The following is an 18,203-nucleotide window of genomic DNA, read 5'->3' as shown; positions in this document are numbered from 1 at the left end:
CTAAATACGATACTCCAAGGTCAACTCATCAGTCAGATAATCTAAATCTAACCTTTGATGAGAAGTCATTATCACCGCGCCACCGCTATTAAGAAACTTAGTAATTTGTTTACTCAATAAATCAATACCTTGGGTATCAAGGGCAGTGAAAGGTTCGTCCAATATCCACAATTGTGCGTTTTGTTTTAACCAAAACCGCGCCAATGCCACTCGTCGCTGTTGTCCCGCCGACAAGTTGGCAACGGGAATATCTTCTAAACCAACCAAATTAAGTTGCAGTAAGGTACTAAAAATTGTCTCAATTGAAATGGATACTTGATGTTGGTTACACCAAAATTGCAAATTTTCTACCGCACTCATGGTCTGGTTAATACCCAGTTTGTGACCAAAATACACCAAGTTTTGGTGATAACTTTCACGACTTGTTTGAATGTTTTGTTGAGAGAAACACACCTCGCCAGAATCGGCGGCGACTAATCCTGCTAACACTCGCAGCATACTGGTTTTACCGGCACCATTTTGACCTTTGACATAAAGTAAACCGCCTTTTTCAACAGCAAAGTTTATGTTTTCAAACAATAACCTATCTCTTTTGACAACCGATAAATTAGTTACAGAAAGTAGCGCCAAACCTATCCTCGTTTATTCAATTTCGATTCTATATGATTTTACAGAGCACGCCGCAAGTTAGCCGTCAATAATATCATAGGGTTGGCCCTTGACCTACTAGCTAAACCAAATAGTTACCAGCATTTAGTAACAAAATAATCATGAGTAATAAATACAGTAAATTGCGTTAAGAATATTTGAACGGCACTAAAAACGCGCCAAATGAACAACTGGATTAGCCAATTTAGGTTAGTTGCGAGTAAACTGTGATTTAACTCATGCTTCTTGATATCAGCCGATAACATTTATATGCCTGACATTACTCAATCATCGCAAGCCATTATTTCACAGGCACTGACTCAGTTGAGCCAATTGGCCCCTACTTCAGAAGCCGCTCGTCAAGGAATTGAGGTATTAGTAAAACATTTAGCCGGTAACACTCTAAGTTTAAATAAAAGCGCGGTGTTGGCAAATAAAACAGTTTTGTTAAATAACCCTGAAATTAAAGGCAAACTCACCGAAGGTCAAAATCATCAAGTAAAAATTTCTTTAGAGCCTATGCCCAGCTTAGAGTTTTTTTCACAGGCAAGTAACAAACAAACAAGTAGTATTGCCCTCACAGAACAACAGCTTCAGAGTTTGCTTAAATTACCTGCAAAACAGCTACTAACAAATAATCCGCAAATAAAATCAGATACCCCCATAAAATTGCCTTTACTAAATGCCACTGTATTATCGGTGTTACCCAGCCCAAGTCGTGCCACCGAGCAACTTAGGTCACACACTACTAATGCTAACGCTGAACCAAACACCGTTGTGGCTAACCAGCAAAACCTTATTAAAGTAAAGTTGACTGAACAACGACCTGCGGTTGAACTAAACTTGCCGGTTAAAAACGTTAATCAATTTACTGTTGGAGACAAAGTATCGCTTACCATCAGTCCAAGGGGAAACAATTGGCAACTGACTATTGTACAAAACCAAACCAGCCTCGCGAATCAAGTACAAATTAGCACCAGTGAAAATAGCGCGGCCAATGCCAATAGAGTGCAGATAAGAAACCATTCTGTCGCTACACCATTGCAAGATACTTCAACTAAAATTGCGAGCCCATTTTCACAACAGGTAACGACAACAAACTTACCTAATACAGAAACCCGTACCAGCGTCAGTTTAGAGCCAAATTCACAATCAAAACTCGCGAATAGTCAACAAAGTATACTCGCCCCATTGCTTGCTACACCTATTATTAAAGCTAGCTTGCAGCAGCTTAGTCAAACTAACGACCTAAATTTAGAACTGCCTATCAAACCCGTATTACAACAACTAAGCAAAATTCACGACCCACAAAATCAAGCTCTACTAAACAAATTACAATCGCTGCCTTTAAACAAAATATCTTTACAATTAAGACCACGAGGCGAAATTGAACTATTGCTTCAAAGTGTACAACCAGTGGCCAAAATTCCTGTCACTAAAGAAATTGCTCAAGCTTTGGCTCCACTTAAATTGCCCAATCAACAGGCTCTCATTAAGCAACTTGAATTAACCACCTCAAGTAACAAACAACAGAGTTCTCAGACTGAACTGCTCCCAACGACACAGAAATCAAATACACCTATAGCGGCATCCCTTCCAAGTATGACTAAATCGAACGTAGCGGTGCCAAGCGTCGATGGTAATCAATCTCAGGATGTAAAATTAAACTTGAAAGACGCGGCGTCAAATTTGCTTGCAGCTATACAAAACACACCTTTTAAAGAAAGTGTGATAACCCCTAATCTCATTGCTAACAAAACACAACAACTTAATCTTGTTCAAAGTTTATTGCGAATAGTACAAGCCAAAGCCGAATCACCAGCGATTCCACTTCAAGCTGTAGAAAAAGCATTAGGTGATATGGAGTTTTTTAAAGCAGTGACGGAACAACCAAGCAAGCAATTGATTGAACAAGTTCAACAGCAAATCAAACAAGCGCTACCTCAAGGAAAAGAGCAAGATGTAAGTCAGATACGACAACTACTGTCCACCCCTGCCCTCAATTTGTCAGCTTTGCAAATGGTAAACCCAGCCACTGGGCAAGGGTTTATGAGTGGTTTAGTCACGCTATTACAAATGTCTCTAAGTGCAAGATTGGCACGAACTCAAACAACTCGTGCTGGGCATATTACTGAAACCCTAAACAATGTATTAAGCGGCGCCACAAAGAATCCGTCTACTACTGTTACGCCAAAAGCCATGACTGATTTGTCGCAATTAGAACAAAAACACCAATTGATGAAAGAGATTGGACGTTTGATGTCTGGACATCAAGCCAACAAATTGAGCAATGCTGAACAAATGATCCAGGGACAAGAAACCTTCTATTACAATCTACCTGCTGCTTTAGGCGGCACAATTAAAGATATAGAATTACTGATTAAACGAGAAGATAGCCATAAAGAAAACACTTCTGATGACGGAAGTAGTAATAAAACATGGCAGCTCACTATGAAACTGGCGGTGGGTGAATTAGGAGAATTACTCACAAAAGCCAAACTGAGAACTGATACCTTAGAAATTAATTTTTATGCCTCTAATGAGGCGGTGAAAATTCAGGTAATGAACTATTTACCTTTATTACGCAGAAAATTTGATTCACTTGGAATTGACGTAAGCAAAAGCCATTGCCAGTTAGGAAAAATTCCAGATACCCTGCAACAACGTCCGTATCACATGTTTCAAGCCAAAGCGTAAAAGAGCACGAGATTAATGAAAGACCCAAAATCAAACAAACCCAAGCAAAGAAGCGCTGTTGGCCTTAAGTATCAGCAAAGCAACCAAAGTGACACCACTGCGCAAGGGCAATCATCAGCTCCCACCATTATCGCCAAAGGATTTGGTGATTTAGCAGAAGAAATTATTGCTCTGGCGAGGCAAAACGGAGTGTTAGTGCATGAAGACCCTTACTTGAGTGATTTTCTCGCCACTTTAGACTTAGGCCAAGAAATCCCTGAACAGCTATACCATGTCATTGCAGAACTCATTTCTTTTTCATACGTATTACAAGGAAAGTTTCCTGATAGTTGGGCGAAAATGCATAGCAAAGTGTCTAAAAAAGTGTGATTTCAGTACCCTAAGATCTAATAACATCGCCGCTATCGCGCTTATCTAGCTGCCGATTTAATGCTGATAAAGAAGATGTAAGCAAAGTTTTGCAAAACAACATTATAATTTTAGTTCTGCGGCAATCAGCCGAAAACTAATTTAGTCATCACAGATTTACCCAGTACTGAGTGAGAACTTATGCTATAAATTCTCAGTAGGTTATAAAAAGGGACATTGGACCTTTACTATTCATTATATATGGAGTCTCAATTCATGTTCGTCAGTAAAAGCAGATATGTTGAATTAGAACAAAAATTAGCTCAAATAGAAGCAGAAAAAAATCGTTATAAAACTGAGAACGAAGACCTCATTGCAGAAATAAGCGATTTGAAAGTGGCTTCAGCCTCTGCCGCAGAGGTTAGCTTTGACAACCAAGTATGGCCCAACTTGCTTGATTGTATTGGCCAAGTCACCAGTATCAGAGAATCGGTTTTGTCTTCCTATGAATTGATCCAAGAAGAAGCTCAATCCATCAATGAACTCAATCAAGTCTTGGATAGCGGTCAAGAATCCATAACGGGTATCGCTGGCGGCATGGAGCAAATAACCGAAAAAATGCAAAACATGTCGCAAAGTATGGCCAACTTAGAAGCCATTGCCGACAGTATTAATTCTTTTGTAGAAACCATTTCTAAAATATCAGATCAAACCAATTTGTTAGCACTTAACGCTGCAATTGAAGCGGCAAGAGCCGGTGATGCTGGGCGCGGATTTTCAGTTGTGGCTGATGAAGTAAGAAGCTTGGCAAGCAACACCAGTAAGTCAGCTGAAGAAGTTGGCGGTCTTATTGCAAGAATTAAACAAGATACGGAGTCTGGTGTTAAATTTGCTACCGCACTTGAAGAGTCTAACGTAGAGTTGTCTAATACTATTGCCGGCTTAAATAACAGTTATAGTGGAATTAACAATACTGTGGGGTCGATGAAAACGTCGATTATTGGGGCGTCAGAAAGCAGTTTTATTCAAACAGTGAAGTTAGACCATATAGTATGGAAGGGTGAAGTCTACGAAGTAGCCTTGGGACGCTCACAAAAATCTATTGATTCTTTTGTAGATCATAAACAATGTAGGTTGGGATTGTGGTACAACAGCGATAATTCACGCAAATACCAAGATAGTTCGTCATATAAAACTCTAGATAGGCACCACAGTGATGTTCACCAAAATGGCATTGCTGGCTTAAAAGCATTGCAAAGTGGTGATATTAAACAAAGCTTACAGTTTTTTGAAAAAATGGAACAAGCCAGTAATCAGTTAATTAATAACTTAGATAACTTGAGCATCCAAGCTTAGTCGAAGTCAATCAAGTCCCTCTTGTTTAGAAACTAATATCAACACTGAATTCGACACATAAAAAAACCGCTAACGCGGTTTTTTTATGTCATTTGTCAGCACCTTGAGCTATTCGGCACCTTCTTTTTGTGGCGCTTCATCAGCATCTACTGGCTTAGATAATAATAAATCTCTTAAACGTTTATCAATATCTGCTGCCATATCAGGATGCTCTTTTAAATAAACAATTGAGTTGGCTTTACCTTGCCCAATACGCTCACCATTATAGCTGTACCAAGCGCCGGCTTTTTCGACCATTTTATGGGTTACACCTAAATCAATCAGCTCACCATAACTATTAATGCCTTCACCGTACATTATTTGAAATTCAGCCTGTTTAAATGGAGGAGCGATCTTGTTTTTAACAACCTTAACTCGGGTTTCGTTACCAACAATTTCATCACCCGCTTTAACCGCACCGGTGCGGCGAATATCCAAACGCACTGAGGCATAAAACTTCAAGGCATTACCACCTGTTGTGGTTTCCGGACTACCAAACATTACCCCAATTTTCATACGAATTTGGTTAATAAAAATCAACATAGTATTCGACTGTTTTAAGTTACCCGTTAACTTACGCATAGCTTGGCTCATCATCCTGGCAGCTAACCCCATGTGTGAGTCACCAATATCACCTTCAATTTCAGCTTTAGGCGTTAGCGCTGCAACCGAGTCCACTACTATCACATCAACCGCACCAGAACGGGTTAACATGTCACAAATTTCTAATGCTTGCTCACCTGTATCGGGTTGCGAGACTAAAAGCTCCTTCACATCTACACCAAGTTTTTTAGCATAAATCGGATCAAGAGCGTGTTCTGCATCAATAAAAGCACAAACCTTACCGTTACGTTGTGCTTCTGCAATGACCTCAAGTGTTAAGGTCGTTTTACCACTGGACTCTGGACCGTAAATTTCAATGATTCGCCCTAAAGGTAAGCCACCCGCACCAAGCGCTATATCTAAACCCAATGAGCCCGTTGAAATTGTTTCAACGTCCATGGTTTTATTATCGCCTAATTTCATGATAGAGCCTTTACCAAATTGTTTTTCGATTTGGCCTAAGGCGGCGCTCAACGCTCTAGTTTTATTGTCATCCATCAGAATGTCCTTTGTGATTGTCGGTATTGAAGACGTTCAATTCAATACTAATTGCTATACAGTAGTTAGCTGCGAAGTATACTGTATGGTTATACAGTTACAAGTAAAAAGTAGAAATTATTTTTAGACTTTAGGATCTATTTATTTAGCCAGCAACTTCAAGGTATGTGACAACACAAATTCAATTGCTTTGATTCTGACCAGTTGCCGGTCGCCCTCTATCAATAACTTTTCTGTGCTGCTTTGCCCATTAACGAAAAAACCAAACCACACTGTACCCACAGGTTTTTCAGGTGTGCCGCCATCAGGGCCAGCAATACCACTTATAGCCACAGCCACTTCAGCTTTTGCTTGCTGCGCCGCACCGGCTGCCATTTGTTCCACAGTTTGTGCAGACACAGCACCAAATTGTTGTAAGGTTTGCTCACTGACATTTAACATCTCTTGTTTGGCATCATTCGAGTAAGTGATAAAGCCCTTTTTAAACCAAGCTGAGCTTCCAGAAATAGTTGTGATGGCGTATCCTACCCCTCCTCCTGTGCATGATTCTGCACAAGAGATATGCCAACCTTTAGCCGCCAGTGTATTTCCTAAAAGTTGAGCTAGTTGGGTTATGTCTGCTGTCATGTAGGCAACCTAAAAATGTGATATCTAACGATAAATATGTCACGCCAACCATCAGATAAGAAGAATAAAGTAACCGCTATTATGCCACCGAATAATTTTGCAGAGCAAACCATAAAAAATAGCCCCGCGCTACAATCACACACACCTATGATGCAACAATATCTGAAGATAAAAGCAGAACATCCGGATATTTTACTGTTTTACCGTATGGGTGATTTTTATGAACTATTTTTTGATGACGCCAAAAAAGCCTCGGAATTACTCGACATATCATTAACTGCTAGAGGTAAATCTGGTGGTAATGCCATTCCTATGGCGGGAGTCCCTTATCATGCTGTCGAAAATTATCTGGCCCGTTTGGTCAAAATGGGGCAGTCGGTTGCCATAGTGGAACAAGTAGGCGATCCCGCGACCAGCAAAGGTCCGGTAGAAAGAAAAGTACAACGTATCGTTACCCCAGGCACTGTGTCTGACGAAGCTTTGTTAGAAGACAAACAAGACAATATTTTAGCGGCAGTAACCAGTGTCAAACAACAGAATAATCACTATTTTGGTTACTCCACGCTTGATGTAACCACAGGGCGTTTCACCCTATGTGAACCTAAAGACATTGAAGCCCTAGCCGCCGAAATTCAGCGCACTAATCCAGTAGAGTTATTGTATCCAGAGGACTTTGGTTTTTTACATATTATTGAGCAGCGTAAAGGTCTAAGACGTCGCCCAATTTGGGAGTTTGATTTTGAAACCGCCACGGCGCAGTTAAATCAACAATTTGGCACTAAAGAACTTACCGGCTTTGGGGTAACAGCCAATAAAACAGGATTATGCGCCGCCGGGTGTGTGATGCAATATGTAAAAGACACACAAAGAAGTGCCCTACCACATATACGTAGTATTCTACTTGAAACAGAATCTGATACGGTTTTAATGGATGCGGCCACTAGGCGTAATTTGGAACTCACGCAAAATTTAGCCGGCGGCAAAGAACATACTCTTGCCAGCGTGTTAGATAACGCATCAACCCCTATGGGTAGTCGTTTGTTACAGCGCTGGTTACATCGCCCGTTAACCAATTTACAAACACTGAAACAACGGCAATTAAATATAAAATCGCTACTCAACAGTGACTACCCACAATTGCAAGCTAGCCTCAAACAGGTAGGTGACATGCAACGGGTATTAGCGCGTTTAGCACTGCGTTCAGCCAGACCCCGAGATTTTGCTCGGCTACGCCAAGGGTTTATGTTGTTGCCCGAAATCCAAGAGTTTGTCACTGACCAATCGGCCGAAAGCGCCAACACTGGCTTGATGCAATTGGCAAACGATATCAATCAATTTCCTAGGTTTGCAGATTTACTCAATAATGCCATAGAAGAAGCACCTCCGGTTTTGATCCGCGACGGCGGCGTCATAAAATCTGGCTATAACGCTGAATTAGATGAACTTCGCGCCTTATCCAAAGGGGCAACCGATTATTTAGATGAACTGGAACAGCGCGAAAAAGAGCGCACTGGCATTGCCACCTTAAAAGTGGGTTACAACAAAGTACATGGCTATTTTATAGAAGTGAGCCGCAGCTACGCTGACCAAGTGCCCGCTGATTATGTACGTAGGCAAACCTTAAAAAATAACGAACGTTACATTATTCAAGAACTAAAAGAGCACGAAGACAAAGTACTCACCAGTCAAAGTAAATCCTTGGCATTAGAAAAACGTTTGTACGATGAACTATTCGATATTTTGTTACCTGAACTAAGCAGTTTAATGCAAAGTGCTGATGCACTTGCAGAGTTAGATGTACTCACCAATCTTGCAGAACGAGCTGAAACGCTGAATTACCATTGCCCAGAACTGAGCGAACAAAGTGGCATTCACTTTGGCCAAGGGCGGCATCCAGTAGTGGAACACGTAATGAAAGACCCATTCATTGCCAATCCTATAGCTGTTAATCCCCATAGGCGCATGTTAATCATCACTGGCCCTAACATGGGTGGTAAATCTACTTACATGCGGCAAACGGCATTGATTGTTTTAATGGCTTATATCGGTAGTTTTATTCCTGCAGAAAACGCGCAAATCGGACCCATAGATAGAATATTCACCCGTATCGGTGCCTCTGACGATTTGGCTTCGGGCCGCTCAACCTTTATGGTGGAAATGACCGAAACCGCCAACATACTCAATAACGCAACGGCAAACAGTTTAGTGTTAATGGATGAAATTGGCCGTGGTACTAGTACCTACGATGGATTGTCATTAGCCTGGGCTTGCGCTGAATATTTAGCCATTAAATTGCAATCCTATACCTTATTTGCCACCCATTACTTCGAACTCACACAACTTGCCGAAGAATTACCTGAATTAGCCAATGTGCATCTTGATGCAGCAGAACATCAAGAAACCATTCGTTTTATGCATGCAGTACAAGAAGGGGCCGCCAACAAAAGTTACGGTTTACAAGTGGCACAGTTAGCCGGCGTTCCCAAAAGTGTGATCCAGCAAGCTAAACATAAATTGGCAGAACTAGAAAACCAGCCTGCACCTGAGCAACAACCCATCGCTAGGCGTGAACAACAACTCAACCTACTTAATTCTGTGGATGACCTACGCTTGAGTTTGAAACAGATTAACCCAGACGATCTCACCCCTAAGCAGGCCCTTGAGTATTTATATCAACTCAAAACCTTGGCGGCTGAAGAGTAAACCTATTACTATCAAAATGACTTAACCTAAATAAGGAACACCCAGTGGAATTACCAGCAATTGTTACGCTTTTGGCTTTAATAGAATATTTGTTTTTTGGCTTCAAAGTTGGAATGAATCGAGAGAAATATCAAGTGATTGCACCTGCTGTAACGGGTAATCCAACTTGGGAAAGGTACTACCGCGTGCAACAAAACACCTTAGAGCAATTAATTGTTTTTATTCCGGCTCTGTGGATATTTTCTTTGTTTATCAGCCCGGTAATAGCCGCAGCAATTGGTGTGGTATTTTTAGTAGGCCGCCCCGTTTATTACGTATCTTATGTGAAAAACCCTCGCAGTAGAGCACTTGGTTTTGTGTTGGGCTTTTTGGCCAACGTTGTGCTCATACTAGGCAGCTTGGGCGGGGCTTTATACAATTTAGTGAGCTAGTACTTGCCACATTTAATACCCTTCCCTTACATCACTACTCAACTAATGAGTTGGGGATGGGTATTTCATCAAATTGACATACCTTATTGTCTTTTATTTCAGATTAGTCTTTGTCTGGGGTGCCTTTTGTTAGTATAATATCTTCCCGTCTAGTAGTGGTTTAATTCTTGAGATCTTGAGAAGGTTCGATAAGTTCAACAAGAGAGTTCAAACCAAACTGTACAAACCTATTCAATTCAAACGCCTTTATTAGGGTTCACATGACAAATTATATTTTCGTCACAGGTGGTGTGGTTTCATCACTTGGAAAAGGTATTGCTGCAGCCTCACTTGCGGCAATTCTAGAAGCAAGGGGCTTAAGCGTTACTATGCTCAAGCTTGACCCTTATATCAACGTTGACCCTGGCACGATGAGCCCAATTCAACATGGTGAAGTGTTTGTCACCGACGATGGTGCCGAAACAGATTTAGACTTAGGTCATTACGAACGTTTTATTCGTACACGCATGACCACACGTAATAATTTCACTACTGGCCGTGTCTACGAAGAAGTACTTAAAAGAGAGCGCCGAGGTGATTATTTAGGTGCCACAATCCAGGTTATTCCACATATCACTAACGAAATTAAGCGCCGCGTGATTGCGGGTGCTGAAGGTGTGGATGTTGCCATAGTAGAAGTAGGCGGCACAGTAGGTGATATTGAATCGCAACCTTTTATTGAGGCAATACGCCAATTAGGTGTTGAGGTAGGTCGCAATCGCGCCATGTTTATGCATCTTACTTTAGTGCCTTATCTTGCGGCATCAGGTGAGGTTAAAACCAAGCCCACACAACATTCTGTTAAAGAACTACGCTCGGTTGGGGTTCAGCCAGATATTTTAGTGTGTCGTTCTGAAGTGCCCTTACCTTCTAACGAACGCCAAAAAATCGCATTGTTCACTAATGTTATCGACAAGGCAGTGATATCGTTACGAGACGCCGACAGTATTTATAAAATCCCCGCCATGCTTAAAGCCCAAGGTTTGGATGAGTTAGTGGTTGAACGATTTGGTTTAGAATGCCCCGAAGCTGACCTAACCGAATGGGAACAAGTACTTTACGCTGAGTCAAATCCAGTAGGTGAAGTCACCATAGGTATGGTTGGTAAATATGTTGAATTACCCGATGCCTACAAATCAGTTAACGAAGCCCTTAAACATGCCGGTTTAAAAAACCGTTTAACGGTGAATATCAAATATGTTGACTCCCAAGATATTGAGAGTAAAGGTGAACATATTCTTCAGGGCCTTGATGCCATATTGGTGCCTGGTGGTTTTGGTGAGCGTGGTATTGAAGGTAAAATCACCGCAGCTAAATACGCTCGAGAAAATCAGGTGCCTTATTTAGGGATTTGTTTAGGCATGCAAGTGGCGCTCATTGAATATGCACGTAATGTTGCGGGCATGGAAAATGCCAACAGTACCGAGTTCGACCCTAACTCACCTTTTCCTGTTGTGGGGCTGATCACTGAATGGTTAGATGCGGCAGGTACCACCGAGTCTCGAGATGAATCTTCAGATTTAGGCGGCACTATGCGTTTAGGTAGTCAGCTGTGTCACTTACTTCCTGGCAGTAAAGTACAAGATATGTATGGTTCCACCGAAATTTACGAACGCCACAGACACAGATACGAAGTCAACAACAACCTGCGCGGAAAAATCGAAGCAGCAGGATTAAAAGTCACAGGATTATCTGCAGACAAACGTTTGGTAGAAGTCATTGAAATTGCTGAACACCCTTGGTTTGTAGCGGGTCAGTTTCACCCAGAATTTAACTCCACGCCTCGCGACGGTCACCCGCTCTTTTCAGGTTTTGTCAAAGCCGCAGGCGAATATTTTAAGAATCACAATTAATAGAAGGCAACAAGAATGTCAAATATCAGTAAAATTATTGCTCGTGAAATCATGGACTCTCGTGGTAACCCAACGGTAGAAGCCGATGTATATTTAGAGTCTGGCGTGTGGGGCCGTGCTGCTGCTCCTTCTGGCGCATCGACAGGTTCACGTGAAGCCTTAGAATTACGCGACGGCGACAAATCACGTTATTTAGGTAAAGGGGTATTAAAAGCCGTTGCTGCAATTAATGACAACATCGCACCCGCATTAATTGGCAAAGATTCACTAGCCCAAGCTGAAATCGATCAAATCATGATCGACTTAGATGGCACAGAGAACAAAGAAAAATTTGGTGCTAACGCCATTTTAGCGGTGTCTTTAGCCGTTGCTAAAGCTGCAGCAAACGCAAAAGGTGTACAATTGTTTGAACACATTGCTGATTTAAACGGCACCCCAGGTGTTTACTCTTTACCATTGCCAATGATGAACATCATCAACGGTGGTGAGCATGCCGATAACAACGTTGATATCCAAGAATTTATGATCCAACCTGTTGGCGCAAAAAGCTTTAAAGAAGCGTTACGTATGGGTGCTGAAATTTTCCACGCCCTTAAAAAAGTATTATCTGCCAAAGGCCTAAATACAGCGGTTGGCGATGAAGGTGGTTTTGCACCAGATTTAGCCTCAAACGCTGATGCCTTAGCGGTAATCAAAGAAGCGGTAGCAGCGGCAGGTTACGAGCTAGGTACAGACGTGACTTTAGCCATGGATTGTGCAGCCTCCGAGTTCTACAACAAAGAATCTGCAATCTACGACCTTAAAGGTGAAGGCAAACAATTTACAGCTAATGAGTTCTCTGATTTCTTAGCCACACTTTGTGACCAATACCCCATTGTTTCAATTGAAGATGGTTTAGACGAGTCAGATTGGGACGGTTTTGCTTACCAAACGAAATTGTTAGGTGACAGAGTTCAAATCGTGGGTGATGACTTGTTCGTGACTAACACTAAGATTTTAGCCCGCGGTATCGAAAACGGTATTGGTAACTCTATCTTAATTAAGTTTAACCAAATCGGTTCGTTAACTGAAACTTTAGCCGCGATCAAAATGGCGAAAGATGCTGGTTTTACTGCTGTTATCTCACACCGCAGTGGCGAAACTGAAGATGCAACTATTGCAGATTTAGCAGTAGGTACAGCGGCGGGTCAAATCAAGACGGGGTCATTATGTCGTTCTGATCGTGTCTCTAAGTACAACCAATTATTACGTATTGAAGAGTTCTTAGGCGACAAAGCTATCTTTAACGGTTTATCTGAAGTGAAAGGTCAGTAAGTCTGGCTTTTAGCAGTAGCAGATAATGTTCTCTATGTAATATTAACTGCAACTTCAAACTTTTGAGTATAAAATGGTCGGCTAACGCTGGCCATTTTAGTTTCTAACAATACAAAAGCATGCATAGTTCCCACTCTCAACAGGTAGATATTTTTTCTGACGACCAACGTCAGCTGCATTATGCTGAATTGTGTAATGCCCTGTATGAACGAGAGCTGGCCAGTTTAGCCCAGCAAAAAATAACTAACGTAAGTTTGCTGCAACGCAAAATCGCCGGATTAAGGCATCATGTCAAACGCGCTGCTTATAGCCTGTTGCAAAAACAGTCACCGCTACAAGTTGATATTCATAACGCCAGTTGGCAAGCCAAACAAGCCGCTAAATGTATGGCCAACAATTACGACCCACAAAAAACCCAACAATGGTTTTCAAAGGATATTCAAATTGGCTGTTGTGTTGCTGTTTATATTAAACAGCTAGGCTGTGAATATATCGAACTTGACTCAATTGACAGAATCGACCTAAACCAGCACAAACTGCATACTAACAAATTTGGCTGGTTTAACCTTGACGGTGAATTTGCCGACCAAAATTACAGACAAGAGGATATCCTTAATCTAAGACTGCTCAAACCGAGTAAGGCAATTTTCACTGCTGCTTGTTGTGGCCATAAATGGGATCACAAAGGCAAAGGACAACAACGAGCGCTGTCGCTAAGGGAGTTACTTTTATCCTTAAGTATTAATTGGAAGACCTTTCGATAATTCAATAATGAAGAGTGTGTTGAAGTGGCGATAACAGACTTAAACTATTGATGAAAAAAGTGAATGACCTTCACTATAAAAAGTAATTTTCTATACCTTTATATACAAACACTTAGCAAAACCTCTCGATTTAGCTTCAAAAATAAATTATTTCTTGAATTTTACCCCCAAGCAAAATTTATATTCTTTAGGCATTTAACCGAAATCGGAACACTAAATAGTCAAAAAGTTCCACAATCACCCAATAAAACCACTAAAAAATTACATTTTGAGCAAACTAATTACAAATTGATGAGAAAATTGGGTACTTCGACTCCCCCTTCCCTATATACTTTGTAATTCGTGGAATACATCATGGAATATGTGTTAAACGAATTTGATTTAGGTGCTTGACTGGTACGCTTCTATCATTATACAATTTTGTTTGACGTCATATAGTTATCCAGTTTAATAGTTATATGTTACGTAAAATTTTGTTTTGAAACAGAACTACTACGAAGGATTGTTATAGGTTTTAACTATGAATAAGTGTTTCTACGCGTAAATGTTATTTGTCAATAACAAATATATGATGATATATTGCTTGCCCGTAAAACATGATAATGTTGCAAACCGAAAAACAGGATTGAAATGTACTCAATATGTTCACATAGAAAGTACTTAATAATATTTAAATAAATAGGAACACTATAATAATGGTTAATACAACTCAATTTTATAAAACTAAAGTAGCACTAGCAGTAGTCCTAAGTTTAGGTTTAGCTGCATGTGGTGACTCAGAAGGCGATGCGGGTAGCACATCTAATTCTACTTCTACAGTTGACGCAACTCAGAACGAAACTGGCAACCAAGCAGAGTTAACAGGCACAGTTCAAGGTGTTGTTGTTGACACTAACGGCAATCCTCTTGCTGATGTAATGGTTTACTTGGGTAGCCAAGAAACAACTACAAATGCTGGTGGTCAGTATGTATTTACTGGTGTTGGCGTAACTAATGTTAACGGCGTAAACAACGAGGGTGACGAGAGCGACAATGACGTAACTCAAACCTTAGTTGTAACAATTGGCGGAACTGCTGATTATTTAGGTGCGCTTGTAACAGTAACTCCTCAAGCTCAAGTTAATAACACTGGCGGTCAAGGCGATAATGGCGGTGGCAATGGTTCTAACTCCGACACTACAGTTCAAACATTTGTAGATGGTTTTACTGCAGAAGCAGGTATCGCTGTACTTCCTATGTTAAACGCTGGTGCTTACGGTTATATTCGTGATTGCCGTACAGGGGCTCCATTAGCTGATACTGCTGACATCTTATCTCTAGATTTCAGTGCTGTTTCTGACGACATTAATGACTCCGTTGGCGGTGGTTTTGAGAATGGTTCTCTAATAACAACTGCAGAAGACACTCACACAATCGGTTCAGATGCTGACGGCATGTTCTCACTTGCAGCTTTAGCAGCTAACTCTGGCTATACTATTTCAGCTAAACAAGGATGGGAAATTACGTCTGGTGGTGCTGCTTTTGCTACAGCTTCAGAAGGTTCTTCAGAATTCTTAGGCACTATCGAAGTATGTCCAGTTGGCTTCACGCAGACTGATATCACTCCAGGTGCTCCATATATATCAAGTGTTGCTGGTTCAATTGGCGAGACTACAGGCGCTGGTACCACTACTTATGAATACGAAGTTTTAGGTAAAGGTATTGATGGTACTGACGGTATCACATTGAACTTCAGTGAAGCTATTTCAGCTGCTGATGTTGATCTTACTGATGTGGTAGTAACTTTAGCGGCCAACGCTGACGATACTGTTCAAGTTGAAGCAGAAGTAGCGTCTGTTACTTTGGCAGATGACGGCATGTCTATGACTGTTGTACTTGCTGAAGCCCTTGATGATGAGACACGTTTCTCAATCTGGTTCCCACAACATCAATATGTAGATAACAAATCGAATGTAATCGTGACTGGTGATGATTACAGTGTTGGTGGCGCTTTAACTGCTCCTGATGCTGTCGAAGATAACTTAGTTATTGATACTCTTGCTGGTGACGGTGCTGGTTCAACTGAGTTCGGTATTGCAAGTGACGTGTTCTCTCAAGAGACGGGTAAAATTGGTTATATTCGTGCACGTCTATGTACTTATATCGCGCCTCCTGAAACACCAGAAGGTCTTGAAGCTGAGCAACTAGTTAAAACTCTAGATTCTTCATTACTAGCAGTTAGCCCTTCTTGGGATAACGAAGGTAGTGGTTCTGATGTAACAAACTTAAATGGTCAAGAAAACGCGGTAGCAGGTCTTGATACGGGTGAGCGTTTAGCTGAACGTTTTGGTGACACGTTTACCAATGACACAGCGGTAATTGTAGGTTCTGTAGATAATGCAACAGGTGTTACTGCTACTGCAGGTACTGTAACTTTCTCTGCGACTTCTGGTGAATTTGAAGTTGTTGTTCCTACTACTTCTCACGGTGCGACAGTAACCCTTACTCCTACTGGTGCATTTGGTGTGTCTGGTACTCCAATAACTGTAACTCTTGAAGATAAAGTGGCTCCAACTACAATCTTGCAAGAAAACTACGAGTTATGGGCAATTGAAGCTGACTACAGCTCTACAACTGCTTCTGCTGGTACTGGTGCAACAGGTTCTGGTGGTGAAGTAGCTGAAGGTAGTGTGAGTGGTGATGAGGGTGACCCAATCATTTACATCCAACCACGTCATTTGACACCTACAGCGTCAAATAATATTGCAGAGCGTTATGAAGAGTTTGATGCATTTGCTTTCGACACTGATTTGGATAACGAAGGTGCTAATGATAACCCACTATATAGCGGCCCTGGTTTTGCAGGTTGGTCTGACCGTGGTAACAGTTTAGGTGTGGCTTTCTCTGAAACAATTGCTACTGGTGCAACTTCACCATTACATTCTGCTTCAGTTGCTCTAGCACTTACTGGTGTGTTGAATGGCTTAACAAGAGATGTTGATGGTAACTTAATTGTTGGTACAGTTGATACAGCTGGTAACAATGTAATACCTAAGTCAGGTTCTGATTTAGCACGTTTCACTGTTGCTGATATGATTGCCTTTGCTAACAACGACCATAATGAAGCGGTTGATTTCACTAATGGTTCAATTGTAGATGCACGTGGCAACCTAGCTAATGCAAACTCTGATGCTCGCGTAGTGATTCGTGATGCAATGCCTCCGTTTGTTACAGCTGGTCGTTGGGATGGTTCTAACCTTATCATCACGTTTAACGAAACTATTGTTCCTGAAAACAATGATGATCTAGTTTTAACTGACTTAGCTACTACAACTAATGATTACACATTAACATTAAGCTCTACTGCTACTTTCCCAACTGAAGGTGCATATAGTCTGAATGTTGCTGGTGATGAGTTAACAGTAGCAATTAATGCAACGAACATTGCTGGATTGTTCCAAAATGGTCCTAATGATGAGTTTGAGTTTGATTCAGACGGTGATTCTATTGTTGAAAATCACTTAGCATTAAACTTTGATGACATCGAAGATACCCGTGGAAACAGCTGGGCTACATTTGACCGTGATGAAAGCTTTACAGCTTTAGGTGACACTGTAGATTCTGATAATGATTCTACTGATGACCGTCAGGGTCGTTACTTAGTTGATGCACCTCGTTTCATGGTTTATAACGATGTTGGTATCTTTACTATCACCAAACAAACACTTGGTTATAGCGATACTAGTGCACCTCTTGATGGTGATGACGATGGCGTTGTAACATTACGCTTTACATTCAGCCACCCAATTGATTTGGATGGTACAGCACAAGGTCTAGCGTTAGATGCTGCAGCAGTTGGTGGTACGTTTAGTGGTCCTTCGTTGACACTTGCAGAAGCAAATGCTTTATTCCAAATCGATTTGGACGGTCCTGGTGTTGGTGCAGCTGGTAACATGGCTGATGCTAACGGTGATTTCAGTGCTTACTTCAGCAGTGATTACACCACAATCACAGTTGTGTTGGATGAAGGTGTGAATGTTATTGATGCATTGACTACACAGTTGATATTCCAAGATACTGTTGAAAGTGCTATCACTGATGAAGCATTGGCTAACGAAACATACACAGTTGTTAACTCTAACTAATTTGAATAGATGTTAACTTTGACTAATATGTTTTAGTTAAAATAATGAAATTAAAAGGAGCCTTCGGGCTCCTTTTTTATTTCTCTCAGGTTTAAATTGTGTTTTAAAACCAAATACAGAAAAGTACAATTTAGTAATAAAAAAATTGAACAATTCCAT

Annotated in this window: 12 protein-coding genes; 9 read left to right on the top strand and 3 right to left on the bottom strand. The window is 41.1% G+C overall.

Annotated elements, in window-relative coordinates; translation table 11 throughout:
• Positions 1–630, bottom strand: a complete 630-nt coding sequence (ccmA, locus tag KO534_RS12625) for a cytochrome c biogenesis heme-transporting ATPase CcmA (protein ID WP_215930003.1) — start codon at positions 628–630, stop codon at positions 1–3.
• A 288-nt stretch (positions 631–918) separates the two neighbouring features.
• Here ccmA and KO534_RS12620 point away from each other — a divergent pair, with 288 nt between their 5' ends.
• From KO534_RS12620 to KO534_RS23625, 3 genes are all read left to right on the top strand, one after another.
• Entirely contained in the window at positions 919–3,345 is a 2,427-nt protein-coding gene (locus KO534_RS12620) for a flagellar hook-length control protein FliK (RefSeq protein WP_215930002.1), read from the top strand.
• Positions 3,346–3,360: 15 nt separating this feature from the next.
• Positions 3,361–3,714 carry an EscU/YscU/HrcU family type III secretion system export apparatus switch protein gene (locus KO534_RS12615; RefSeq protein ID WP_215930001.1) on the top strand — a complete coding sequence of 118 codons (354 nt, stop codon included), beginning with the start codon at positions 3,361–3,363 and terminating at the stop codon, positions 3,712–3,714.
• Positions 3,715–3,969: 255 nt separating this feature from the next.
• A complete protein-coding gene (locus KO534_RS23625; RefSeq protein ID WP_215930000.1) occupies positions 3,970–5,049 on the top strand; it encodes a methyl-accepting chemotaxis protein in 1,080 nt (359 codons plus the stop codon).
• Positions 5,050–5,157: 108 nt separating this feature from the next.
• Here the strand turns inward: KO534_RS23625 and recA are convergent, their stop codons facing one another.
• Both recA and KO534_RS12600 read right to left on the bottom strand, forming a co-directional pair.
• Positions 5,158–6,189, bottom strand: a complete 1,032-nt coding sequence (recA, locus tag KO534_RS12605) for a recombinase RecA (RefSeq protein ID WP_215929999.1) — start codon at positions 6,187–6,189, stop codon at positions 5,158–5,160.
• Positions 6,190–6,330: 141 nt separating this feature from the next.
• Complete coding sequence (locus tag KO534_RS12600; RefSeq protein WP_215929998.1) at positions 6,331–6,816, bottom strand: nicotinamide-nucleotide amidohydrolase family protein; 486 nt, start codon at positions 6,814–6,816, stop codon at positions 6,331–6,333.
• An 81-nt stretch (positions 6,817–6,897) separates the two neighbouring features.
• On the opposite strand from KO534_RS12600, the gene mutS reads away from it, so the two are divergent.
• From mutS to KO534_RS12570, 6 genes are all read left to right on the top strand, one after another.
• Positions 6,898–9,519: a DNA mismatch repair protein MutS gene (gene mutS / locus KO534_RS12595; RefSeq protein WP_215930048.1), complete on the top strand. Its 2,622-nt coding sequence runs from the start codon at positions 6,898–6,900 to the stop codon at positions 9,517–9,519.
• 44 nt (positions 9,520–9,563) lie between these two features.
• Positions 9,564–9,950, top strand: a complete 387-nt coding sequence (locus KO534_RS12590) for an MAPEG family protein (protein WP_215929997.1) — start codon at positions 9,564–9,566, stop codon at positions 9,948–9,950.
• A gap of 260 nt (positions 9,951–10,210) precedes the next feature.
• Positions 10,211–11,842: a CTP synthase gene (locus tag KO534_RS12585; RefSeq protein WP_215929996.1), complete on the top strand. Its 1,632-nt coding sequence runs from the start codon at positions 10,211–10,213 to the stop codon at positions 11,840–11,842.
• Positions 11,843–11,857: 15 nt separating this feature from the next.
• Positions 11,858–13,156, top strand: a complete 1,299-nt coding sequence (eno, locus tag KO534_RS12580; protein ID WP_215929995.1) for a phosphopyruvate hydratase — start codon at positions 11,858–11,860, stop codon at positions 13,154–13,156.
• A gap of 119 nt (positions 13,157–13,275) precedes the next feature.
• Positions 13,276–13,920 (top strand): hypothetical protein, encoded by a 645-nt coding sequence (locus KO534_RS12575; protein ID WP_215929994.1) that lies wholly within the window; start codon positions 13,276–13,278, stop codon positions 13,918–13,920.
• Between the two features lie 695 nt (positions 13,921–14,615).
• Complete coding sequence (locus tag KO534_RS12570; RefSeq protein WP_215929993.1) at positions 14,616–18,044, top strand: carboxypeptidase-like regulatory domain-containing protein; 3,429 nt, start codon at positions 14,616–14,618, stop codon at positions 18,042–18,044.
• Positions 18,045–18,203: the final 159 nt, after the last annotated feature.

It is taken from the genome of Paraglaciecola arctica, assembly GCF_018861065.1.
Lineage (GTDB): Bacteria > Pseudomonadota > Gammaproteobacteria > Enterobacterales > Alteromonadaceae > Paraglaciecola > Paraglaciecola arctica_B.
The sequence above is the reverse complement of the archived record's forward strand: the minus strand, read 5'-3'. Positions and strand labels throughout refer to the sequence as shown.